This window comes from Helicobacter pylori (assembly GCF_011175115.1).
In the GTDB taxonomy this organism is placed as follows: domain Bacteria; phylum Campylobacterota; class Campylobacteria; order Campylobacterales; family Helicobacteraceae; genus Helicobacter; species Helicobacter pylori_DF.
In genome coordinates this window covers 56096-78760 of the sequence record NZ_SHOW01000007.1, presented here as the reverse complement: position 1 = coordinate 78760, position 22665 = coordinate 56096, and the positions used below count along the sequence as shown (strand labels likewise).

Here is a 22665-nt window from a genome sequence, read left to right as displayed (position 1 = left end):
GTGTGGAGCGATGTGGACGTTATCTTTTGCAATGAATTTAGCGCTGATTTCTTAAACATTAAAGAAGATGATGAGAATTATTTTTATGGGGTTTATGACAAAATATACCCGTATGAAGGCTTTTTTTATTGCAACTTAACTTATCAGCGAAAAAATCAATTTTGTAAAAAAATATTAGAAACCATACGCATGCAAAAAATAGATAAAGAACCGCAATTGACAGAATTTTGTCGTTCAAAGATCGCGCCATTAAAAATAGAGTATTGTATCTTCCCACACTATTATAGCCTTTCTGAAGAGCATTTAAAGGGCGTGGCTAATGCAATTTATCATGACACCATTAAACAAGCCCTAAGAGAACCTATCGTTATACAATACGACTCTCATCCTTATTTTCAAATCAAACCTTGGGACTATCCTTTTGGTTTGAAAGCGGATTTGTGGCTGAACGCTTTGGCTAAAACCCCCTTTATGAGCGATTGGTCTTATTTGATCACAGGGGGTGGGGGGATAGGTGGAGAAAAATGGCATTACTACCATAGCATTGCCGCTTATCATTACTACTTTCCTTTATGGAAAGCAGAAGAACAGATTGCCCATGACGCTTTTAAGACGTTTTTAAAACATTATTTTTTACACATTCATGAGATTCCCCAAAACGCAAGGCGAAGACTATTCAAATACTGCATTTCAATACCGCTCAAGAGCTCTATTAGTAAAACCCTTAAATTTCTAAAACTCCATGTGCTAACCAAAAAAATCCTAATCCAACTCAAGCTCTTAAAAAAGAACTAGAGCCAAAACTTTTAATCAAACGATTTTTTCATGTCAATCACATAGCGGAATTTCGCTTTTCCATGGGTTAGGTTGTGATAAGCCGTGTCAATATCCTTGCCTAAAATCAAATCCACTTCAGGGTAAATATTGTGTTTGATAGAAAAATCCATCATCTCTTGGGTTTCTTTAATGCCCCCAATCAATGAGCCATAAACCTTGCGATTGCCCAAATGGATAAATTCAAAAACATTGAGTGCTGGAGCGACTTCTACAGGAGGGAGTCCCACAAGGGCTAATTCGCCGCTATAAGTTAAGAGCTTGAGATAGTCTTTTAAATCGTAATGGGTAGGAATGGTTGAAATGATAAAATCCAATTCTTCTTTTTCTTCTTTGCATTGTTTAGGGTCTGTATAGAAATGTTTAACCCCCATATTTAAAGCGTCTTGCTTTTTGTGTTCGTTTCTTGCAAAAACGCTCACTTCAGCCCCCATAGCCACAGCGTATTTGACCGCCATGCTTCCTAGCCCGCCAAACCCAGCGACGCCCACTTTTGTGCCTTTAGTAACCTTAGAAAATTTTAAAGGCGAATAAGTGGTGATGCCTGCGCAAAGCAAGGGGGCTACTTTTTCTAAAGGAGCGTTTTTATCCACGCTAATCACATAGTTTTCATCCACGACAATATTATTAGAGTATCCGCCCATGTGGGGTTCATTGTCATGGAAATAATCCAAACAATCATAAGTGAACACCGTTTTATGGTTGGCGCAAAATTGCTCTTGGTGTTCTTTACAGGGCTTACATGTTTTGCATGAATTGACAAAACAGCCCACGCCCACCACATCGCCAACTTTAAATTTCTTAACTTCCTTACCCACTTCTTTGATGACCCCAGCAATTTCATGTCCAGGAATCATAGGATAAATGCCTTCTTTCCATTCGCTATAAGCGCTATGAATATCGCTATGGCAAATCCCTGCATAAAGAATGTCAATCAACACATCTTTAGGGCCTACAGCATGGCGGCTAAAATCATGGGGTTTGAAATGCCCGTCTTTAGAAAAAATAGCAAAACCTTTAGATTGAACTCTCATTAAAACTCCTTGTTTGATTAAAATACCGCTATTGTATCGTTTTTATGGTTTGCTTATGTTTCTATAGGTTTAACTAATTTTGTAGCTGTTGGTTATATGGTATCGTTGCTTGGCGCGCTCAAACGCACCCCTTGCGCTAATCGCTTTTATCTTAAAGCGCTACTATTTGCTAAATTCTATCATGCAGTAAATAATTCTCTAACGCAATGCCCGCCCCATCAAGTCCCGGGGTTTTTTTCAGCACGACATGCACAGGGATAGAAGCGAGAAACGCTCCCATGCGCCCTTTCGTTTCAAAACGCGCTCTAAAGGGCGAAGTTTTAAAATAATCAATGAATCGTGGGATAATCCCCCCACACAAATACACGCCCCCTCTAGCCCCCAAAGTGAGAGCCACATCAGCAGCAAGCGTGCCTAGCATGGAACAAAAAGTATCCAAAGTCAATCGGCATATAGGGTAATCCCCATTCAAAGCGCGTTCGCTAATGATTTGTGGGGTCAATTCAGCCTTGCTCAATTTCGCCACTTTTTCTAAGCCTTTTCGTTTGGATAAAGCTTCATAAATCAGCACCAAGCCGCTCCCGCTCAAAAACCTTTCCGCGCTCACATGGTTGAATTTAGAGCGGGCGTATTGCCACACTAAAATTTCTAAATCATCAAAAGGGGCAAAGCTCACATGCCCTCCTTCACCGGGTAAGACTTTCAAAGAGCCATCGCTGTTTTGGATAAGAGTGCTTACCCCAAGCCCCGTTCCTGGCCCTAAAATCGCTTTAGGGGCGTTGATTTCGCACTTAATCCCGCCTATTTGGGCCAGATCGTTTTCTTGCATCGCGCTAATGGCATAGGCTTGCGCGACAAAATCATTGATGACAAGCAATTTTTGTAAAGTCAAACATTGCCGTGTCGTTTCAATAGAAAAAGTCCAGTGGTTGTTAGTCATTTGGACAAAATCCCCCATAATGGGCGTAGCCACAGCAAAAGAGCCATAAATAGGGCGCAGTTTAAGGCTTTCTTTGCATTTAGAAAGGTAAAATCGCACCGCATCGCTCAAGCTTTCAAAATCTTCGCACCTCAAGACTTCAACGCATTCAATCTGTCGTGGGGCGACTTCCAAACCAAAGCGTGCGTTCGTGCCGCCAATATCGGCTAAGAGTCTTGGGTAAGTTTCAGTTTTTGGCATAAAACACCTCCGTGGTAACTTTTTTAGAATGTAAAATCCGAGCAATCGGCAGAGAATAGGGGGCGTTTTCTTTTAAAGCTTTTTCTAAAACCTCCCTTTTTTCTACCCCACTAATGCTTAAGAAAAGTTTTTCGCAATTTTCTAAGGCGTTGATAGACATGCTTAAGCGCTCATAAGGAGCGTTAGCGGGCTTAGTCAAAACGATATTTTCTTTTTCTTCGTTTAAAAAAGCGCTCGTTTCAGGAAAAAGGCTAGCCGTATGCCCGTCAGTCCCCATGCCCAAAATGGCTAAATGGGGCTGTTTGAAATGCTGGTTAGCAAAATCTAAAAGTTCGTTTGTATCGCTAGAAATCTTTTTGGGCAAAAGCGGGGTGAAAGAAGCTTTTAAGGCGTTATTTTGCAACAAGTAGTCATGCAATAATTTGGTGTTGCTATCCTTGTGGCTTGTGTCTATAATGCGTTCATCTACTAAACTGACTAAACACTCATGCCATTTGAGATCTAAAACGCTCAATTTTTGCAACAAGCTAATGGGCGAACGGCCCCCAGAAAAAGCGACAGAAACTTGATGATACTTTTTTAAGGCGTTGTTAAAAAATTCTTTAAAACGCTCTATTAAAGCCCTGTGGCAATCTTCTAAATTTTCAAATTCAAACAATTGATAACCCATGAAATCCCTTTATTGATAGAGTGGTTTTAAAAATTCTGATTCGTTGAGATTGTGGCTTTCATAGGAATATAAGGGCGTGGCGTTATTGATAAAACCCTCTATGAGCGTGTCAATAAAAACCCATGACGCTTCTAATTCCAACTGGTGGGCGAAATTATTGTGGTTATTTTGTATCGCATCATAGAGCAATTTAGCGTAGGGCTGTAAAAATTCTTGTTTGTTGTGGGTTTCTAAAATAAGGGGGTTTTGATGATCTTGTAGGGTGAGGGTGATTTTATCTTGAGAGAGGAAAAATTCCAGCGTATTGACTGCATTAAAATGGATTTTCACGCTCGCTTGGTTGTGGGGCATTTTTTTAGCGTGCTTAAGGTAGAAAGGCACGCCTTTAAATTTAGGCGTATCCAAAAAGGCTTTAATAGCGACAAAAGTCTCTGTCTGGCTCTCTTTATTGACCTTATTTTCACTCTTATAGCCTTGATACTGGGCCCGAATAACCTGTTTTTTAAAATCTTTGGGGGGTTGTAAGGTTTTTAAAACTTTGATTTTTTCTTTTCTCAAGTCTTTTAAATCGTTGGGTAAATCTGTAGCGATAAGGGATAAAACTTGCAAGAGATGGTTTTGAACCATATCCCTTAAAGCCCCGATTTTATCGTAAAATTCGCCCCTTTCTTCCACCCCCAAAGTCTCATACACGCAGATTTCAACCGCGCTGATTTGATCCCATAAAATGTTTAAGATAGGGTTATTCAGGCGCAATTCAAGGATATTTTGAACGCCCTTTTTCCCTAAATAATGATCGATTCTAAAGATTTGTTCTTCTTTAAAAAAAGCGCTAATGCTTTGGAAAATCTCTTTGCAAGTCTTTAAGTTATGCCCTAAAGGTTTTTCTAAAATCAAACGAGTGTTAGCGTGATTGAGCGCATTTTGGGCTAAATTTTGAGCGGTCGTTGCAAAAAAACTAGGGGAGATAGAAAAGTAGAAAATCAAGGGCTTATTTTTTGTAGCGATTTTACTCAATTCTTCAAAGTCTTTAGGGTTATCCAAACGGACGTGCAAATAACTGATATGGGCTAAAAATCCCTCACCCTTTTCTCTTGAATGCAGTTGTGTCTTTTCACAAAGGAGCGCTAAAAACTCTTCATTGGATAGCTCCTTACGCCCCGATGCGATAATCCTAGAATCGTTTTTAAAACCATAATGGGTATAAATTTCATAGAGCGAAACAAAGAGCTTTCGCATGGCTAAATCCCCAGTCGCGCCAAAAAGAACCAAATCAAAATCCAGCATCAATAACCCTTTTAGAGTGTTTTTAAGTTATTATTATATATTAAATCTTAATTGAAGGGGTGTTCATGCCTAAGCATTCTTTAGAACAAATCAAAGAAAAAATTACAGAGCGTAGCAAAAAAACCAGAGAGCTTTATTTAGAAAATATCTTTAACCCTAAAAACCAGCCCAAGATTGAGAGCTTGGGTTGCGCGAATATTGCGCATGTTACGGCGAGCATGCCAGAGCATTTAAAAATGCCTTTAGGTTCGCATAAAAGAAAGCATTTTGCGATTATCACCGCTTATAATGACATGCTTTCAGCCCACCAACCTTTTAAAAATTACCCTGATTTGATTAAAAAAGAGTTGCAAGAGCATAACGCTTATGCGAGCGTCGCTAGTGGCGTGCCAGCGATGTGTGATGGTATCACGCAAGGTTATGAGGGAATGGAATTGAGCTTGTTCAGCAGAGATGTGATCGCATTAAGCACCGCCGTAGGGTTAAGCCATAATGTTTTTGACGGGGCGTTTTTTTTGGGCGTGTGCGATAAAATCGTGCCAGGCTTGCTCATAGGAGCGTTAAGCTTTGGGAATTTAGCGAGCGTGTTTGTGCCAAGCGGGCCTATGGTGAGCGGGATAGAAAATTATAAAAAAGCCAAAGCGCGCCAGGATTTTGCAATGGGAAAGATCAACAGAGAAGAGCTTTTAAAAGTGGAAATGCAAAGCTATCATGATGTGGGCACTTGCACTTTTTATGGCACGGCTAATTCCAACCAAATGATGATGGAGTTTATGGGGTTGCATGTGGCTAATTCTAGTTTTATCAACCCTAACAACCCCTTAAGAAAGGTTTTAGTAGAAGAGAGTGCCAAAAGATTAGCGAGCGGGAAAGTCCTGCCCTTAGCCAAACTCATTGATGAAAAAAGCATTCTTAACGCTCTTATAGGTTTAATGGCAACAGGAGGTTCTACTAACCACACTTTACATTTGATCGCTATCGCTAGATCTTGTGGGGTGATCCTCAATTGGGACGATTTTGACGCAGTTTCTAACCTCATACCCCTTTTAGCTAAAGTCTATCCTAACGGATCAGCGGATGTGAACGCTTTTGAAGCCTGTGGGGGCTTAGCGTTTGTGATCAAAGAATTGTTAAAAGAGGGGCTTTTATTTGAAGACACTCATACCATTATGGATACAGAAACGCAAAAAGGCATGCAAAATTACACCAAAACCCCCTTTTTAGAAAACGACCACTTGGTGTATAAAGACGCTGTTAGTCATAGCCTGAATACGGATATTTTACGCCCTGTTAGTGAGCCTTTTGCCGCTAATGGGGGGCTTAAAATTTTAAAGGGTAATTTGGGGCGGGCCGTGATTAAAATCTCAGCCATTAAAGATGAGCATAGGAAAGTTAAGGCCAGAGCGATTGTTTTTAAAACCCAAAGCGAGTTTTTAGAACGCTTTAAAAATAAAGAATTAGAAAGGGATTTTGTCGCTGTCTTGCCTTTCCAAGGGCCTAAATCTAACGGCATGCCAGAATTGCACAAACTCACCACGAATTTAGGGGCTTTGCAGGATATGGGCTATAAGGTCGCGCTTGTTACGGATGGGCGCATGAGCGGGGCGAGCGGGAAAGTGCCTAGTGCGATCCATTTAAGCCCTGAGGGAGCGTTAAATGGGGCGATCATTAAGATTAAAGATGGCGATTGGATAGAATTAGATGCTCCTAATAACGCCTTGAATGTGCTTGAAAAGGATTTTGAAAATAGGGGCATCAACCCCTTGTTTTTAGAAACCTTAGAAAATTTAGAAAAGCCTACTTTTGGGCTGGGTAGGGAATTGTTTACAAGCTTGAGATTGAATGTTAATACGGCTGAAGAGGGCGGCATGAGTTTTGGCATAAAGGTATAAAAATATAAAGGAGATAAAATGCAAGATAAAATAATAGAGGTTTTACAAATCAGCCCCATTGTCCCTGTGGTGGTGATTGAAAATATAAAAGACGCTGTGCCTTTAGCGCAAAGCCTGATAGAGGGGGGTATTCCAATCATAGAAGTAACTTTGCGCTCCAGTTGCGCTTTAGAAGCCATAGAGCTTATCGCTAAGAATGTGCCAAAAATGCATGTGGGCGCTGGCACGATTTTAAATCTTACTCAATTAGAGCAGGCTCAAAATAGGGGGGCAGAGTTTTTGATTAGCCCGGGTCTTACGATAAAGCTTTTAGAACACGCAAAGAAAAAAGACATGCCCCTAATACCCGGGGTTTCTAGCAGCAGTGAAGTCATGCAAGCTTTAGAATTGGGCTATAACGCTTTGAAATTTTTCCCGGCGGAGTATTGCGGGGGCGTTAAACTTTTAAACGCTTTTAACGGCCCTTTTAAAGGGGTAAAATTTTGCCCCACTGGGGGGATTAGCGCAGATAACATGCGTTCTTATTTGAATTTAGAAAATGTTTTGTGCGTGGGGGGGAGCTGGCTTACCCCTAAAGATTTAATTCAAAACAAAGAGTGGGATAAGATCACAGAAATTTGTAAGAGGGCGTTAGCTTTAAGATAATAAAGAGATCATGGCACTTTGTATTTGCTTAATAACACTATAATAAAATTTTTAATAAGGAGATACATCATGTTAGAAAATGTCAAAAAATCCCTTTTTAGGGTTTTGTGTTTGGGTGCGTTGTGTTTAGGGGGGCTAATGGCAGAGCAAGACCCTAAAGAGCTTGTGGGTTTGGGGGCAAAGAGCTACAAAGAGCAAGATTTCACTCAAGCTAAGAAATATTTTGAAAAAGCGTGCGATTTGAAAGAAAATAGCGGGTGTTTTAATTTAGGGGTGCTTTATTATCAAGGGCAAGGGGTGGAAAAGAACTTGAAAAAAGCCGCTTCATTTTACGCTAAAGCTTGCGATTTGGATTACAGCAATGGGTGTCATTTGCTAGGGAATTTATATTACAGCGGGCAAGGCGTGTCCCAAAACACCAATAAAGCCCTACAATACTATTCTAAAGCGTGCGATTTGAAATACGCTGAAGGGTGCGCGAGCTTAGGGGGGATTTATCATGATGGTAAAGTGGTAACTAGGGATTTTAAAAAAGCGGTAGAATATTTTACTAAAGCTTGCGATTTAAACGATGGCGATGGTTGCACAATACTAGGGAGCTTGTATGATGCAGGCAGAGGCGCACCTAAAGATTTGAAAAAGGCACTCGCTTCGTATGACAAAGCTTGCGGGTTAAAAGACAGCCCGGGGTGCTTTAACGCAGGGAATATGTATCATCATGGCGATGGCGTGGCGAAGAATTTTAAAGAGGCACTCGATCGTTATTCTAAAGCATGCGAGATGCAAAATGGCGGAGGGTGTTTCAATTTAGGGGCCATGCAATACAATGGCGAAGGCGTAACAAGGAATGAAAAGCAAGCCATAGAGAACTTTAAAAAAGGCTGTAAATTAGGCGCTAAAGGGGCATGCGATCTTCTCAAGCAGCTTAAGATCAAAGCTTAGTTTGAATAAGGCTTGATCAAATAGCTTTAAAAAGCGGTCTTTTGGGGGATTGGGGGGATTTTAGGGAGGATTGTTTCAAAACACTTCTTATTCTCTTAAGATAATAAGTCTAAAATAAAGTAGCCAAAATCCTTTTTTTGAAGATAAGTTAAAAGTTGTTAAAGTTTAAATTTATTTAAAACCCCTTAAGGGTTTTTATGGGTGGGTAGGGGAGCGAAAGTTTGGCTTATGGGCATGATTTCTATGCGGTTGATATTGACATGCAAGGGTTGTTCGTAAATCCATAGCACGATGTTGGCAATATCTTGTGGTTTGAGGTAAATGGTGTTTTCATAGACAGATTGGGCTTTTATTTTATCGCCTTTAAAGCGCACCATACTGAATTCGGTTTCGCCGCACAAGCCGGGTTCAACATTACTCACTCTAATGTTAGTGCCAGCCAAATCCGCTCGCAAATTTAAAGAAAATTGCTTCACAAACGCCTTGCTCGCTCCATAGACATTCCCTCCAGGATAGGCGTAAGTGCCAGCGATAGAACCAAGATTGATGATGGTCCCTTGGTCATGCTCTATCATAGAGGGCAAGATCAAACGAGTGAGATACAACAACCCCTTGATATTCGTATCTATCATGATTTCCCAGTCGTCTAACTCGCATTCATAAGCCTTGTTCAAGCCTAGCGCTAAGCCGGCGTTATTGATTAGAGCGTCAATGCGATCCGTCATAGAAAAAATAGTTTCTAGCGCTCGCTTAGTTTCAAGCTTGTTTCTAAGATCAAAACACAAGGGAATGAAACGCTTGGGATAAGCGAGTTGCAATTTTTGTAAATTCTCTTTTCGCCTCCCTGTGCCAAAAACCACATGGTTTTTTTGTAAAAACGCTTTAGCGATTTCTAGCCCAAACCCTGAAGTCGCTCCGCTAACTAAAATGTGTGCCATTTCTATCCTTTAAAATTTTAAAAAAGCCCCTTAAGCCCTTTTTCAAGCTTTTTTTTGAGCTTATCATCTTTAAGCAAATGATCTAAACCTTTTTTAAGGGTGTCGTTTTTAAGGATTTCTTTCAAGCCTTGTTGCAGGTTTTGCTGAATGGCTTTTTCGTTTAAAATGAGAGAAAATTTTGGCTGGTGCATGTTACCTTGAAGTTTCATTTTAAAAATGAATTTTAAAATTTCCGCATCCATGAGCATGTCCATTTGTTTGGTGTTTAAATCCAATAAGCCGTTATGGATTTTCAATTGGGTTTTGGGGCTTTTTAAACTCAAATCAGAGAGCAGGCGTTGCTGGTTGATTTGGCTTACCAGATTGGCATCGTTATAGATTTCTTTAGTAATATCAAATTGAGAAATGGAGTAGAGGAAATCGCTGAATGCACTTTTGAGGAATCTTGCGTTTTTGAGATTGGCTTTCAATACGCCTTGCTTAGCGCTAAGGTCATAATCCAAATTAGCGTCTGCAATGGATTGGAAAAACTTAGGGTAATTGAATAAATCTAAAGCTTTTAAAGTGGAAATATTGGAAAAACGGGCTTTCAAATCTTTATTTAAAAGCGTGAAATCCAATGCACCGTCCAATAAATTTGAATGGCCGCTGACTTTTAAGAGCTTGGGGCTTTGCTCTATAGTGCCTTTTAAAGTCAAACTCCCTTTTAGGGGGTGGTTGGTAATGTTTGGGAGTTTGGCCAGGTTGGGTATTTCTAAAGTGTAGGGGGCGTTGAGTTTTAAAGCAGAGAAAAGATATTCGCTTTTTAGGGCTGTAAAATTGGCTAAAGGGCCAGTTAGGGTGGTATCGCTGATGGCTTTGTTCTCTTTAAAATCGCTTGAATGCGAGAGGTTGAAAACAAGCGCGTCTTTAAGGTTTAAATGAAAAATTTGATTGATTAGGGCGTTATTGATTAAAGCGTTATTGGCTGTTAGGATCAAATGCCCTTCTAAAGGCTTTAGAGAGTTAAAATCCGCTTGTAAGGACGCTCTTGCGTTCGCATAAGCGGGGCGATTGATTAAATAAAGCAAATCTTCTAAATTGGCGTCTTTTGCGTTCAAACTTAAGTGAGAAAGCTTGAAATCATCTAAAAGGGCGTTGTAGGTAGTGTGGGATTGAGCGACATTAGAGACGCCTTGAATCACCAGGGCTTTTCTATGCCCTTTAATATTCCCAGAAGTCATAACAGCCCCCCTTAAAGGGTAGGGTATCCATTCTTTGAAAGAGCGTAAATTTTTAATATCTATATGGTAATTCAAATCCACGCTTTGCTTTAAAAGTGAAAGATCCCCCTTAAGAATGAGCGTGGAATCATCGTTAGCTTGAGCTTTAAAATCCAAAGAGTTGAACCTCAATTTAAAGGTTTTAACGCTCAAGTAGCGCTCGTTTGGGTTGATTTTTTTCTCTATATACGAAGCGATGATTTTATTCCCCCATTCTGTAAAAAGGATGAGGTAGGTTGTTAAAAGGCCGATTAAAGGAAGCGCAAGTAGGGTATAAAGAAATTTTTTCATGTTTGTTTGTCCTTGAAATAAATTGAATGGAATATATTAGCTTGTTTTGTAAGGGTTTCTAACATTTTTTATAAAGCCTTAACGAAAGGCTTGAATTGGGACAATAAAGAAAGAATGAAGCGCTCAAAACCCACAATTTAGTAACAACACGCTTGAAATTATTGAAAGAGTCAATAGCGGCGTTAAGCTTAGGTTAGTGGTAGATGATTTAAACAATGGAAATAAGATTTTTGATTTTTATAGCGATAGGAACTTTACAGATTTTAGGGATGCTAGACCACTACCTAGCACTCTTATTTAAAGAGATACTATCTCAAAAAGATTTAACAAGTCAAGAGGTTTTATTAAAAAGAACAGAAAATTTAAACGAATTGACCAAAGAGCCTACACATTTAAGCCCCCTAAAGTGAGCCAAAGCCAAAAAGCTTGCGAAATTACAAAGCGAACAAGATTTTTAAAATATACAAGGCAAACAAAAATCTAAAAAACTCAATCCAACTTGATCTTTGAATTTTAATTAAAAAGACTTGCGGTGTTAAAAAGGATAATCTAATCGCTCAAGAATTTCCCAAACAAACATGATTAACACGATTGATGAAAAGAGTTGTATCAAAAAAGAGAAATACAATGGTGGAGAATAGCGGGATCGAACCGCTGACCTCCTGCGTGCAAAGCAGGCGCTCTCCCAGCTGAGCTAATTCCCCAAAGGTTGTAAAAAATGGTGGGCTTAGGAGGAGTTGAACCTCCGACCTCACCCTTATCAGGGGTGCGCTCTAACCACCTGAGCTATAAGCCCTTTAAAGCCAATAAAGATGAAATTATAGGTTAAACTTTCTTAAAAAATCCTTAAACAATAAATGGGATTAAGATGTTATAATACTTGTTATTTTTTCATTTCAAAAGGGGTTTTATGGCATTATTATTCACAGGGGCGTGCGGGTATATAGGCTCGCATACCGCAAGGGCGTTTTTAGAAAAAACTAAAGAAAACATCGTTATTGTAGATGATCTTAGCACCGGTTTTTTAGAGCATCTCAAAGCGTTAGAGCGTTACTACCCTAATAGGGTTGTGTTTGTTCAAGCCAATTTGAATGAAACGCAAAAATTGGACGCCTTTTTGAATAAGCAACAATTAAAAGATCCCATTGAAGCCATCTTGCACTTTGGGGCTAAAATCTCAGTAGAAGAATCCACGCACTTGCCTTTAGAATACTACACCAACAACACGCTCAACACTTTAGAGCTTGTCAAACTTTGTTTAAAACATGCGATCAAGCGTTTTATTTTTTCTTCTACGGCCGTGGTTTATGGCGAGTCTGATTCTAGCTTGAATGAAGAAAGCCCCTTAAACCCCATTAATCCTTATGGAGCGTCTAAAATGATGAGTGAAAGGATCTTGTTAGACGCTTCTAAAGTATCGGATTTTAAATGCGTTATTTTGCGCTATTTCAATGTGGCTGGAGCATGCATGCACAATGATTATACTACCCCTTACACTTTAGGCCAGCGCACGCTCAACGCCACGCATTTGATCAAAATTGCATGCGAATGCGCGGTGGGGAAAAGGAAAAAAATGGGGATTTTTGGCACTAACTACCCCACTAGAGATGGCACTTGCATTAGGGATTATATCCATGTAGATGATTTGGCTAACGCGCATTTAGCGAGCTATCAAACCCTTTTAGAAAAAAATAAGAGCGAGATTTATAATGTTGGCTACAATCAAGGCCATAGCGTGAAAGAAGTGATAGAAAAGGTTAAAGAAATCTCAAACAACGATTTTTTAGTGGAAATTTTAGACAAACGACAGGGCGATCCGGCAAGCCTTATTGCCAATAACGCTAAAATCTTACAAAACACCCCTTTCAAACCCCTTTATAACAACCTAGACACCATTATCAAAAGCGCTCTAGATTGGGAAGAACACCTTTTGAGATTTCAATAATACACCCTGTGCAAATACAAGCCATTAGCCATTATGGGCGTTCTTATAGTGGCTTTGATGTTGTGGATTTGCGCTTGAATTTCAGCGAGCGTGATTTTTTCTAAGGAGTATTGAACGCACGCTTGAATGATTAAACGCACGCTAGAGCGTAAAAACGCATCGCCAATGATTTTAAACACCACGCACTCATGCCCTATGATAAAGGTTTTATAAGCCAAAGCGTTAAAGATGATGCGATTAGGGTTGGTTGTAGCGCCGCCTTCTTTTTTAAACATGGAAAAATCATGCTTACCTATAAATTGCTTTAAAGCAATGTTTAGCGCATCTAGTGAGCCATAATCCCCGCAAGCGATATAGGGTGCTAAAAAAGGCGTTTTTAAATTCTTCGTCAAAAGGTAACGATACGCTCTTTTTTGAGCGTCAAAACGCGCATGGAAGTTTTTTTCTTCTAGTTTTTTTAAGACAATATGCGGGGCGAGTTTGGGGGCTAGATAATGAAATAATTTATCAGCGCTCCAGTGTTTTGGAGCGTGAAAAGACAGCGCTTGGTTGTTCGCATGCACGCCTTTATCCGTGCGCCCAGCCGCAACCACAACGCTTTTAATCCCTAGCGCGTTTAAAGCGCTTTCTATTTTATCCTGAACGCCAAGTTTGTTAGGCTGTTTGGCATAGCCTAAAAAATACGCCCCATCATAAGCGATAGTAGCCTTAAAACACCGCATTTAATAACGCTTTAAAATGAATTTTCTAAACAACAAATAAGAGGCAAACGCCCAAATAAAGGGGAAGAAAAAGGTCATCAAAAACAAATCCGTAGAAATCACATGCACCATTAAAAAATAAACCCCAACCGCTCCAAGGACATAGAAATAACTCCAATTCGTTTTGAATCGTGGGTTGGCGATGCCAAATAAGGGGATCAAAAACACGCTCGCTAAAGGGAATAAGGAAACTAAAATCGCTTGAGAAAAACGGCGTTTTTGATTTTTATTAGCGTTTTTGCCAAAGGCTTTTTTCCAATAGCCCAAATAATCCGTGCCTTGCAAATAAGCCGCATCATTAGAATTGAAAGACTTGAGCTTGTTGCGCAAATGCAATTCTTCAAAATCAACCTTACGCATTTTATCGCCTTGAGTGAAATACGCATGCCCGTTATACAAATTCAATTCAAACACGCCGTTTTGATTGTTAATATTGCCTTTTTGGGCCAGAATGAAGCTTTCTTGAGAAAGGCTTTTATTAGAAAAAAGCACTAAATTATCATAGGAATTGTTCTCAGCTTTATCCACATACACGAGCCAATCGCCTAATTTTTGCCCGAATTCACCCGCTCTGATGTTAATGTCAATCTTGTCCTTTTTTTGACGCAAAAACCCGTAATAAGCGCTCTTAGAGGTGGGGATTAAAATGAGGGAAAACGCTAATAAAATCGCGCTCACTAACAAACTTAAAGGCACAAACACTTTAGTCATTGTTTTGGGCGAAACCCCTAAAGAGAAAAACACCAACAATTCATGGTCATAGCTAAGCCTTGAAAGCCCTAAAGCGCAAGCCGCAAAAAAAGTGATCGGCAAAATAAAGAAAATGGTTCCTGGCAAGGAATACAAAAAGAGTTGCACCAGATCCAAAAAGCTCACTTTAATCACGAGCGTTACGCTTGCGATACTGATTAATAGCACAATGGAGGAGATAAAAAACAGCACTAAAAAGAAGGAGAAAAAGACCTGCGAAACCGCCATGAAAAGATAGTGTTTAACCATGCCTTAATCTTTTTTCATTCTTTATTGCACCCCATCTACAACAGGCACAAACAAGCATTTTTCTAGCACTTTTTGGACGCGCAAGGCGTTATTTTGTTTCACAAAGCGTTTGATCACTTGCTCGTTGTTTTCTTGAATGGGCGCAACTAATATCCCGCCTTCTTCAAGCTGATCAATAAGCGCTTGAGGGATATTTTTAGCGCAAGCAGAGAACAAAATCCTATCATAGGGGGCGTATTGCTCCCAGCCCTTGTTCCCATCAGCGAATTTAACATGAACGTTGTCTAAACCGAGGTTTTTAAGGCGTAAACGCGCTTCTAAATACAGGCTTTCAATCCTTTCAATGCTAAAAACGCGCCTGAAAATTTGAGACAGCACCGCCGCTTGATAGCCGCTCCCGCAGCCAATTTCTAGCACGCTATCCACATGATCGATTTCTAAATATTGCGTCATTTTGGCCACGGTTAGGGGCGAAGAAATGTATTGTTGCGCTTGCATAGAAAGCGCGTTTAAAGTGTAGGCAAAATGTTTAAAAGGGGCTGGAACAAAAATTTCCCTTTCAATGCTTTCCATAGCCTTTCTCACTTTAGGGTGCAAACTGAAACGCTTATGGATTTCTTCACACATCAAATGGTTTTTGATACTATTCAAACAAGCCCCTTAAAAATCATCAAAACTCACGCTCCCTTTAGCGTAATTGCTCACCCTAGCTTCAAAGAAATTAGAGCGCTGTTCATTGAAACTTGAAAAGCTTTCTACCCATTTAATGGGGTGTTGGACGCCATAAACTTTAGCGATACCCACCTTACTCAAACGGCTATCCGCTAAAAACTGGATGTATTGCTCAATCAAGCTTGAAGTGAGCCCTAAAATCTTGCCTTGCGTGATATAATCCCCCCATGAGGCTTCAATTTCTACCGCTTTTTTAAACATTTCTATGACTTCATTAATCAATTTTGGCGTGAATAGATCCGCTCTTTCATTCCTTAAAGCGTTGATCATGTTTTGGAATAAAATCAAATGCGTTACTTCATCTCTTTGGATAAAACGAATCATTTGCGCTGATCCTAGCATTTTACCGCTCCTAGCCAAAGTGTAAAAATAGCTAAACCCGCTATAAAAATAAATCCCCTCTAAAATCTGGTTAGCAAAAAGCGCTTTGAGAATGTTTTCTTCTGTGGGGTTTTTGGCTAATTCCATATACACTTGCGCGATATAATCGTTCTTGCTTTTTAATTGCATATCGTTACGCCACATGTCATAAATCTCTTCAGTATTGGCGCTAATGCTTTCTACCATCACCGCATACGCATGGCTGTGTAAGGCTTCTTCATAAGCTTGACGCACCAAACACAAATTGATTTCGGGGCTGGTGATAAAAGGATTGATATTGTCAATTAAATTATTGGTTTGCAAGCTGTCCATAAAAATGAGTTGCGCTAAAGCTCTGTCATAGCCGATCTTTTCTTCTGCACTTAATTTCAAATAATCCCTTTTGTCATCATTCATGCTCACTTCTTCAGCAAACCAGGTGTTAGCGAGCATCGTTTTCCACAAATGATCCGCCCATTGATACTTGATTTTATTCAAATCAAACATGCTTGTAGGATTGCCCCCAAAAATCTTTCTTTCATTCACACTTTCTGTAGAATTGGGGTTGTAAATTTTCTTGCGTGAAACTTCCATTGTGTTCCTTAATTTCCTTAAAACTATCTCAATGATATAGTTTCGTTAGAATACCTTAAAAGAATTTAAAACCCCCTAAAGCCAGAAAAAACTCCAAAATTTTAAAAAGCTTCAATTTTTCAGTATTTTTAAAGGATTAAACAGCTAAAATACTGCTTCTTTATTTTCTACTCTTATGTGCATGCGATGGCGTGCGGTGCGCGGAAGTGGCGAAATTGGTAGACGCACTAGACTTAGGATCTAGCGCCGCAAGGCATGAAGGTTCGATTCCTTTCTTCCGCACCATTCTTAGTGATTAAGACTTGAAGCCCTAAATGGAACTTATTCTATTAAAACTTTCAAAAGTTTTTAAAACGCCATGAGCGATCGCTTTGGCGTTCTCTAAATTTAAATTCGCATGACAAGGCAAGGAAATTTCAGCGTTATAAAAATCTTCTGTGCTTTTTAATGGGGCTGTATTGAAGAGCTGTTGATACAATTGGTATTGATAAATGGGCTTGTAATGCACTTGGGCTAAAATGCCAAGCTTGTGCAAATTTTCTAAAATGAGTTTTTTAAATATAAAAAATTTTTGGCGCATTAAAATAGGGTAAAGGTGGTTAGAGCTTTGATGTTTTAACAAGGGGTGTAAAGGGGTGAAATAAGGGTTATTTTTAAAAATTCTGTCATAAACTAGAGCGATTTCTTCTCTTTTTTGCATTAAAAGGGGGGCTTTTTTAAGCTGGCTCAAACCCAAAGCGCTTTGGATTTCATTCAAGCGGAAATTATGCCCTATGCTTTTGACTTCGCCTTCAAAAAAATCTTTTTTGAGCATGCCATGAGAGCGAAACGATTTCATTTTTTCATACAATTCGCTATCGTTAGTAACGACCGCTCCCCCCTCGGCCGTAGTGATAGGCTTAATGGCATGGAAACTAAACACGCTCGCTAACGCAAAGCCTCCTACTTTTTTGTTTTGATACTCGCTCCCTAAAGCATGCGAGCTGTCAGAAAGAAAACTCAAAGAATGCTTTTTGCAAAGCTTTTGAATGCTTCCTACTTCCACGCTTTTACCGGCATAATCCACGCTCACTATGGCTTTGGTTTTTTTAGTAATAAGCTTTTCTAGGGCCAATTCATCTATATTGCCATCGTTTTTGACTTCGGCAAATACGGGTTTATAACCGCTCTCTAAGAGCATGTTGGCCGTCGCTACAAAGCTTATAGGGGTGGTGATTATTTCATTACGATCAGCGTTAAAATCGCTAAAATTCCTATAGAGCGTTAAAAGGGCTGAAGTTGCGCTATTAAACGCTAACGCATGCTTAACGCCCAAAAACTCGCACAAAGCTTCTTCAAACAAAAGAGAGCGTTTGCCTTGCGTGAGCTGTTTGGAATTTAAAACCTCTAAAACAGCCTTTTTATCTTCTTCGTCTAAACAAGGCTCGCTATAAGCAAACTCTTTCAAGCGAGCAAGTCTTGCAAGCGAGATGGGGTGATCTTGCTTGTGTCATGGACATCTTGGAATTTTTGAGCGTTCAATCTTGTTTTATCTAAGGTATTATATTCCTTGTTTAAATGATTCGTTTCAGCGAGCTGTTTTTTCCACTGGTGCAAAGAGTTTTGAATGTTTTCTTTCTCACTTTCTAATGATTTTGAAAATTTTTCCAAAGCTTTCGTGTCGTCAATGTCAATATTGTTAGGGAGTTTCAAACTATCATTGCCTGATTTTTGGTTGAAAGAATCAATCGCTTTATCCAAACGGCTTTTAAAACGCTCAAAATCGCTTCGATCTTTTTCATTGTTATGAGCGTAAGATTTAGAAATCCCCACCAATTCCTTAGCGTCTTTATCCATGCCTTTTAAGCTTTTGAGACGGCTTTCTAAATCCCCTATGGCTAGGTTATCCTGCTTAGCTTGTTTGGCCAATTTGATCTTTTCATCATTCTCTGAAAGATTTTGAATTTCCTTATTTTCTTCTTTTCTCGCGTGCGAACCAACCCTTTGGGTGTGGTAATCTCTCATCATCAAAGACGGGTTATAGTGATTTGAAATCTTAGACATCCTATCCTCCACTTCATTTTATTTCTTAAAGATAAGATAAGCAAACTTTATTCCTAAAAACATTTTGATCCACTCAATTCTATCTAAAAATATTAATCTAACTCTAAAACCCTCTCTAACTCTTTGATGAGGTTTGTAATTTCTTTCAATTCTTTAAGATTGAGAGTGAGCTTATAATTGACTTGATTATCAGGATTCATTGGTACCAATTGCTTTTTAAATTCATTTTGTTTCATAAAGTATTTTCTTTCTTTATGAACGTAATGGATTTCATCTTTTTTAAAAATTCTATAAAGCAATTGGTCTTCGCACACTCCTAAGCAAATCAAAAAATCATAGTTGTATCGTGGGTTTATACCATTGAACTAAAAAAGTGTTGTTGGTTCTGCCTTTTTGCACTGTTTTGACTTCAAAGGACACACCGCTTTTTGTCATAATATCGTATTCATCATGAATAATGCCATCGTTAATTACTCCATCTATAGCGTTAAGCACGCTTTTTAAAAACTCTTCACCAATCTGCCCTATAGCGTTGGCTTCAAAATCTCTAATTTTTGAAAAAATAGCGTTGTAATCTTGCCCTAAATTCAATTCTTTATGTTTTTTTCAATAATTTTTAAAAAAGTTTGTTCTAAGTCCATCAATTATCCTTTAAACTATCCAAATGATCATGTAGGGCTTGAAAAATATGGCTTTTTCCTAAATGATAGCAAGAATTAGTCGCTAAACTTGCGTATTTTGTCCAATCAATCTCTTGGAATAGTTTTTTTAATTTTAGCGTTTAAAACCTTGTCAGCGCTAGTAAATACCACAGCAATACCAGATTGATACTTAACTTCCTCAAAGTTCTCTACAATTTGTGTGCTTTTATAAAAAGTTGATGAAATGTAAAAAGACGCTTTTTGATTAAAAATCCACTCTTTACCGCATTCTCTGTTTTTAGCCAATGAAACCGTGAAAACCTTGATATATTCGCCAAAGGGTTCTTTATGGCGATTCTTATACCAAGAAAATTCACTTTTCTTATTTTGATACTTTTTGCTCCAAATTTGAAACACGCAATGCACATCCACTTCTTTATTTTTAAAGTCTATAAACGCATTTTTTTCTAAGCGTTCGCTATAAAGTAGATTCAAACCTTTCACACGATACTTAATAGAGCCTTTTCCTTGACTTTCAAAGAACATGGGTAGGATAAAACACACAAAATCACAATTTCTAGCATGGTTGATAAATTCTAACGCCATAACCCCACGATGCCCAAAAGGAGGGTTGCCCAAGCAAATCACTTTTTGATGCGTGGGCAATTTATAATTTAAAAAATCGCATTGAATAAAACCATCTCTTTTAGGTTCAATGTCTATGCCAATGCGTCTATTTTTAGGGAATAAGTCATAAAACACCCCATCGCCCGCGCTTGGCTCTAAAAAAATAAAGTCATCTGGATTTTCGTATTTTTTAATCACTTCACAAGCTTTTTGGAAGCATTTTAAAGCCACACTAGGTTTAGTGAAATACTGATCTAGAACATTGCTAGAATTTTCTTTCATCTCATTGCCATTGACATAGCGTTTAGGGGTAATTTCTTTAAACAAGGTTTGCATGAAAAAACTTTACTATAAAACCATAAAACTTAATGCTGACTTTTTCTGATCGCTTAAAATCCTTAAATCATGCTTAAGAAAATCCTTAAAACTTAAAAATTTTCTTCTAAATATTTCGTGTGGATTTTTGCTTGCCTGAAATCCGCATTTTCAAGCATTTCAAGGTGGAAAGGAATGGTCGTTTTAATGCCTTCTACTTTAAATTCCTTTAAAGCCCTTTTCATCTTAGCGATCGCTCTTTCTCTGTTTTCACCCCACACAATGAGCTTGCCAATCATAGAGTCATAGTGCGTAGGCACGACATAATTGGCATGTGCATGCGAATCAAGGCGCACATTCACCCCACCAGGGGCGATCCATTCGGTGATTTTACCCGGGCTTGGGTAGAATTTTTTAGGATCTTCTGCAGTGATTCGGCATTCTATCGCATGCCCTTTGAGAGAAAAGCTTTCTTGCTTAGGCAATTTTTCGCCTTGAGCGATTTTAATCATCCACTCAATGAGGTTTAACCCACTCACCATTTCGCTAATGGTGTGTTCCACTTGCAAACGAGTGTTCATCTCCATGAAATAAAAATCTTTCATGTTAGAATCCAACAAAAATTCAAAAGTCCCCGCCCCCACATAGCCGATATATTTAGCGGCCTTGATCGCTGTTTCTAGCAAACGCTTACGAATGCCCTCTTCTAAAACCACCGCCGGGGTTTCTTCAATGAGTTTTTGCTGGCGTCTTTGCACCGAGCAATCCCTTTCGCCCACATGAATGACATTACCATGCTTATCGGCTAGAATTTGGACTTCAATGTGCTTAGGCTTGTTGATGAATTTTTCTAAATACACGCTCCCATCGCCAAACGCGCTCAAAGCTTCCGTTTCGGCGGCTAAATAAAGGTTTTTAAGCTTGGATTTATCTCCTACGACGCGCATGCCTCTCCCGCCCCCACCAGCAGCCGCTTTAATGATGACAGGATAACCGATTTTATCAGCGATTTCTTCAGCTTCTTGATAGCTTTTAAGCAACCCTTCACTGCCCTCAATCACAGGCATGCCGGCTTCTTTCATCACGCTTTTGGCTTTGGATTTATCGCTCATTAAAGCCATGACTTTTGCGCTCGGACCAATAAATTCCAAAGAATGGTGCGAGCAAATCTCTACAAAATTCTGATTCTCGCTCAAAAACCCATACCCGGGGAAAATTGCATCCGCTTCAAACAATTCCGCCGCACTGATGATCGCAGGGATATTCAAGTAACTCTCGCTGGATTTGGCCCCCCCTATACACACTTTTGCGTTAGCCGTATTGAGGTAGTGGGCGTCCTTATCAGCGATCGAATAAATGGCTATGGATTCTTTACCCATTTCTTGAATGGTTTGGATCGCTCTTAAAGCGATCTCGCCTCTATTAGCGATCAAAATGCGTGAAAGCTCTTTTTTTTCCACCTTTTTGTTTTCTTTATTCATGGATTTTAAAGCTTTTCAACTTTGATGAGTTTCGTGCCGTATTCTACCGGCTGAGCGTCTCCCACTTCAACAGAAACCACCTTGCAAGGGTATTCCACTTCAATTTCATTCATGATTTTCATCGCTTCTACAATGCCCACGATTTGCCCTTTTTTAAGCGTATCGCCCGCTTTGACATAAGGCTCAGCCCCAGGGGAGGGCGCATGATAAAAAGTGCCTACCATAGGCGAAAGCACGAAATCTTCTTTTTTATCTACAATAGGGGTGCATACCATAGGCACAGGGGCTTGAGCGCTTGGCATGCTCGCTTCTACCATAATGGGGGCTGGAGAATGGGCGGAATTTAACGCATTTTTTTTCGCATAAGCGGATTCTTTATCCAAAACCAACTCAAAATGCTCATGCTTTAATTTCAAATGCCCCAAATCAGAAGCTTTAAATTCTTTGATCAACTCTTCAATTTCAGAAAGGTTCATAACGATTTATTCCTTATATTATTTTAAAATATGCTACAAACGCATAATCTTACTAACCATAAGCGTTTTTAGCAAAAAATTATTGTTATAATAACATAATTATTAACAAACTTTAAAGGCTTTGTGCGTATGGGATTGAAAGCGGATTCTTGGATTAAAAAAATGAGTTTAGAGCATGGCATGATTAGCCCTTTTTGTGAAAAGCAAGTCGGTAAGAATGTGATCAGCTATGGTTTGAGCAGTTACGGGTATGATATTAGAGTGGGGAGTGAGTTCATGCTCTTTGATAACAAAAACGCTTTGATTGACCCTAAAAACTTTGACCCCAACAACGCAACCAAAATTGATGCGAGTAAAGAAGGGTATTTTATCTTGCCCGCTAACGCGTTCGCTCTAGCCCATACGATAGAGTATTTTAAAATGCCTAAAGACACTTTAGCGATTTGTTTAGGCAAAAGCACTTACGCCAGGTGTGGGATCATTGTGAATGTTACGCCTTTTGAGCCGGAATTTGAAGGCTATATCACGATTGAAATTTCTAACACTACTAATTTACCGGCTAAAGTCTATGCCAATGAGGGGATTGCGCAAGTGGTGTTTTTGCAAGGCGATGAAGTGTGCGAGCAAAGCTATAAAGACAGAGGCGGTAAGTATCAAGGGCAAGTGGGCATCACTTTGCCTAAAATTTTAAAGTGATTTAAAGAAAGATAAAAGCA

The 22665-nt window shown here is 39.3% G+C and carries 20 protein-coding genes, 3 tRNA genes and 3 pseudogenes; 8 read left to right on the top strand and 18 right to left on the bottom strand.

The window, feature by feature from the left end; all coding sequences use genetic code 11:
* The coding region (locus EXS92_RS06940) for a glycosyltransferase family 8 protein (RefSeq protein WP_165515983.1) at positions 1-795 on the top strand (795 nt) is incomplete at its 5' end.
* Positions 796-806: 11 nt separating this feature from the next.
* Here EXS92_RS06940 and EXS92_RS06935 read toward each other — a convergent pair.
* The 4 genes from EXS92_RS06935 to EXS92_RS06920 form a co-directional block, all read right to left on the bottom strand.
* Positions 807-1868 (bottom strand): NAD(P)-dependent alcohol dehydrogenase, encoded by a 1062-nt coding sequence (locus EXS92_RS06935; protein WP_165515982.1) that lies wholly within the window; start codon positions 1866-1868, stop codon positions 807-809.
* 169 nt (positions 1869-2037) lie between these two features.
* Positions 2038-3048 (bottom strand): glucokinase, encoded by a 1011-nt coding sequence (locus EXS92_RS06930; RefSeq protein WP_165515981.1) that lies wholly within the window; start codon positions 3046-3048, stop codon positions 2038-2040.
* Entirely contained in the window at positions 3035-3718 is a 684-nt protein-coding gene (gene pgl, locus EXS92_RS06925) for a 6-phosphogluconolactonase (RefSeq protein WP_165508153.1), read from the bottom strand. Before pgl ends, EXS92_RS06930 begins: the two co-directional genes overlap by 14 nt.
* Positions 3719-3727: 9 nt before the next feature.
* Positions 3728-5005 carry a glucose-6-phosphate dehydrogenase gene (locus EXS92_RS06920; RefSeq protein ID WP_165515980.1) on the bottom strand — a complete coding sequence of 426 codons (1278 nt, stop codon included), beginning with the start codon at positions 5003-5005 and terminating at the stop codon, positions 3728-3730.
* Positions 5006-5070: 65 nt separating this feature from the next.
* Here EXS92_RS06920 and edd point away from each other — a divergent pair, with 65 nt between their 5' ends.
* The 3 genes from edd to hcpC all read left to right on the top strand — a co-directional run bounded on the left by edd (position 5071) and on the right by hcpC (position 8484).
* Positions 5071-6897: a phosphogluconate dehydratase gene (gene edd, locus EXS92_RS06915; RefSeq protein WP_165515979.1), complete on the top strand. Its 1827-nt coding sequence runs from the start codon at positions 5071-5073 to the stop codon at positions 6895-6897.
* An 18-nt stretch (positions 6898-6915) separates the two neighbouring features.
* Entirely contained in the window at positions 6916-7542 is a 627-nt protein-coding gene (locus EXS92_RS06910) for a bifunctional 4-hydroxy-2-oxoglutarate aldolase/2-dehydro-3-deoxy-phosphogluconate aldolase (protein ID WP_165515978.1), read from the top strand.
* A 69-nt stretch (positions 7543-7611) separates the two neighbouring features.
* Positions 7612-8484, top strand: a complete 873-nt coding sequence (gene hcpC, locus EXS92_RS06905; RefSeq protein WP_165508156.1) for a Sel1-like repeat protein HcpC — start codon at positions 7612-7614, stop codon at positions 8482-8484.
* Between the two features lie 185 nt (positions 8485-8669).
* Here the strand turns inward: hcpC and EXS92_RS06900 are convergent, their stop codons facing one another.
* Both EXS92_RS06900 and EXS92_RS06895 read right to left on the bottom strand, forming a co-directional pair.
* Positions 8670-9422: an SDR family oxidoreductase gene (locus EXS92_RS06900; protein WP_165508157.1), complete on the bottom strand. Its 753-nt coding sequence runs from the start codon at positions 9420-9422 to the stop codon at positions 8670-8672.
* Positions 9423-9439: 17 nt separating this feature from the next.
* A complete protein-coding gene (locus EXS92_RS06895) occupies positions 9440-10975 on the bottom strand; it encodes a hypothetical protein (protein WP_165511492.1) in 1536 nt (511 codons plus the stop codon).
* Between the two features lie 157 nt (positions 10976-11132).
* Between EXS92_RS06895 and EXS92_RS08040 the strand changes: the two are divergent.
* Positions 11133-11385, top strand: a pseudogene (locus tag EXS92_RS08040) (DUF3519 domain-containing protein).
* A gap of 218 nt (positions 11386-11603) precedes the next feature.
* On the opposite strand, the gene EXS92_RS06880 reads toward EXS92_RS08040, so the two are convergent.
* Together EXS92_RS06880 and EXS92_RS06875 are read right to left on the bottom strand one after the other, a co-directional pair.
* Positions 11604-11679, bottom strand: a tRNA-Ala gene (locus EXS92_RS06880).
* A 15-nt stretch (positions 11680-11694) separates the two neighbouring features.
* A tRNA-Ile gene (locus EXS92_RS06875) sits at positions 11695-11771 on the bottom strand.
* A 114-nt stretch (positions 11772-11885) separates the two neighbouring features.
* On the opposite strand from EXS92_RS06875, the gene galE reads away from it, so the two are divergent.
* Entirely contained in the window at positions 11886-12920 is a 1035-nt protein-coding gene (galE, locus tag EXS92_RS06870) for a UDP-glucose 4-epimerase GalE (RefSeq protein WP_165511493.1), read from the top strand.
* Here galE and truA read toward each other — a convergent pair.
* The 4 genes from truA to EXS92_RS06850 are packed head-to-tail and all read right to left on the bottom strand — an operon-like array spanning position 12914 to position 16366.
* A complete protein-coding gene (truA, locus tag EXS92_RS06865; RefSeq protein WP_165515977.1) occupies positions 12914-13642 on the bottom strand; it encodes a tRNA pseudouridine(38-40) synthase TruA in 729 nt (242 codons plus the stop codon). The genes galE and truA overlap by 7 nt on opposite strands.
* The gene (locus EXS92_RS06860; protein WP_165511495.1) at positions 13643-14680 is read right to left on the bottom strand and encodes an LptF/LptG family permease; all 1038 of its coding nucleotides are present in this window, start codon (positions 14678-14680) and stop codon (positions 13643-13645) included.
* Between the two features lie 21 nt (positions 14681-14701).
* Positions 14702-15331 (bottom strand): protein-L-isoaspartate O-methyltransferase, encoded by a 630-nt coding sequence (gene pcm, locus EXS92_RS06855; protein ID WP_165515976.1) that lies wholly within the window; start codon positions 15329-15331, stop codon positions 14702-14704.
* 9 nt (positions 15332-15340) lie between these two features.
* Positions 15341-16366, bottom strand: a complete 1026-nt coding sequence (locus EXS92_RS06850; protein ID WP_000454008.1) for a ribonucleotide-diphosphate reductase subunit beta — start codon at positions 16364-16366, stop codon at positions 15341-15343.
* 200 nt (positions 16367-16566) lie between these two features.
* On the opposite strand from EXS92_RS06850, the gene EXS92_RS06845 reads away from it, so the two are divergent.
* Positions 16567-16651, top strand: a tRNA-Leu gene (locus EXS92_RS06845).
* Between the two features lie 25 nt (positions 16652-16676).
* On the opposite strand, the gene pseC is transcribed toward EXS92_RS06845, so the two are convergent.
* The 6 genes and pseudogenes from pseC to accB all read right to left on the bottom strand — a co-directional run bounded on the left by pseC (position 16677) and on the right by accB (position 21949).
* Complete coding sequence (gene pseC, locus EXS92_RS06840; RefSeq protein ID WP_165515975.1) at positions 16677-17813, bottom strand: UDP-4-amino-4,6-dideoxy-N-acetyl-beta-L-altrosamine transaminase; 1137 nt, start codon at positions 17811-17813, stop codon at positions 16677-16679.
* Entirely contained in the window at positions 17810-18409 is a 600-nt protein-coding gene (locus EXS92_RS06835) for a Laminin subunit alpha-2 precursor (protein WP_079304394.1), read from the bottom strand. Before EXS92_RS06835 ends, pseC begins: the two co-directional genes overlap by 4 nt.
* Positions 18410-18501: 92 nt before the next feature.
* Positions 18502-19050, bottom strand: a pseudogene (locus EXS92_RS06830) (restriction endonuclease).
* A pseudogene (locus EXS92_RS06825) lies at positions 19050-20013 on the bottom strand (SAM-dependent methyltransferase). Before EXS92_RS06825 ends, EXS92_RS06830 begins: the two co-directional pseudogenes overlap by 1 nt.
* A gap of 92 nt (positions 20014-20105) precedes the next feature.
* A complete protein-coding gene (locus EXS92_RS06820) occupies positions 20106-21473 on the bottom strand; it encodes an acetyl-CoA carboxylase biotin carboxylase subunit (RefSeq protein ID WP_165515974.1) in 1368 nt (455 codons plus the stop codon).
* A gap of 5 nt (positions 21474-21478) precedes the next feature.
* Positions 21479-21949, bottom strand: coding sequence for an acetyl-CoA carboxylase biotin carboxyl carrier protein (accB, locus tag EXS92_RS06815; protein ID WP_165515973.1), 471 nt, complete (start codon positions 21947-21949; stop codon positions 21479-21481).
* 129 nt (positions 21950-22078) lie between these two features.
* On the opposite strand from accB, the gene dcd reads away from it, so the two are divergent.
* Positions 22079-22645: a dCTP deaminase gene (dcd, locus tag EXS92_RS06810; RefSeq protein ID WP_000523107.1), complete on the top strand. Its 567-nt coding sequence runs from the start codon at positions 22079-22081 to the stop codon at positions 22643-22645.
* Positions 22646-22665 lie beyond the last annotated feature (20 nt).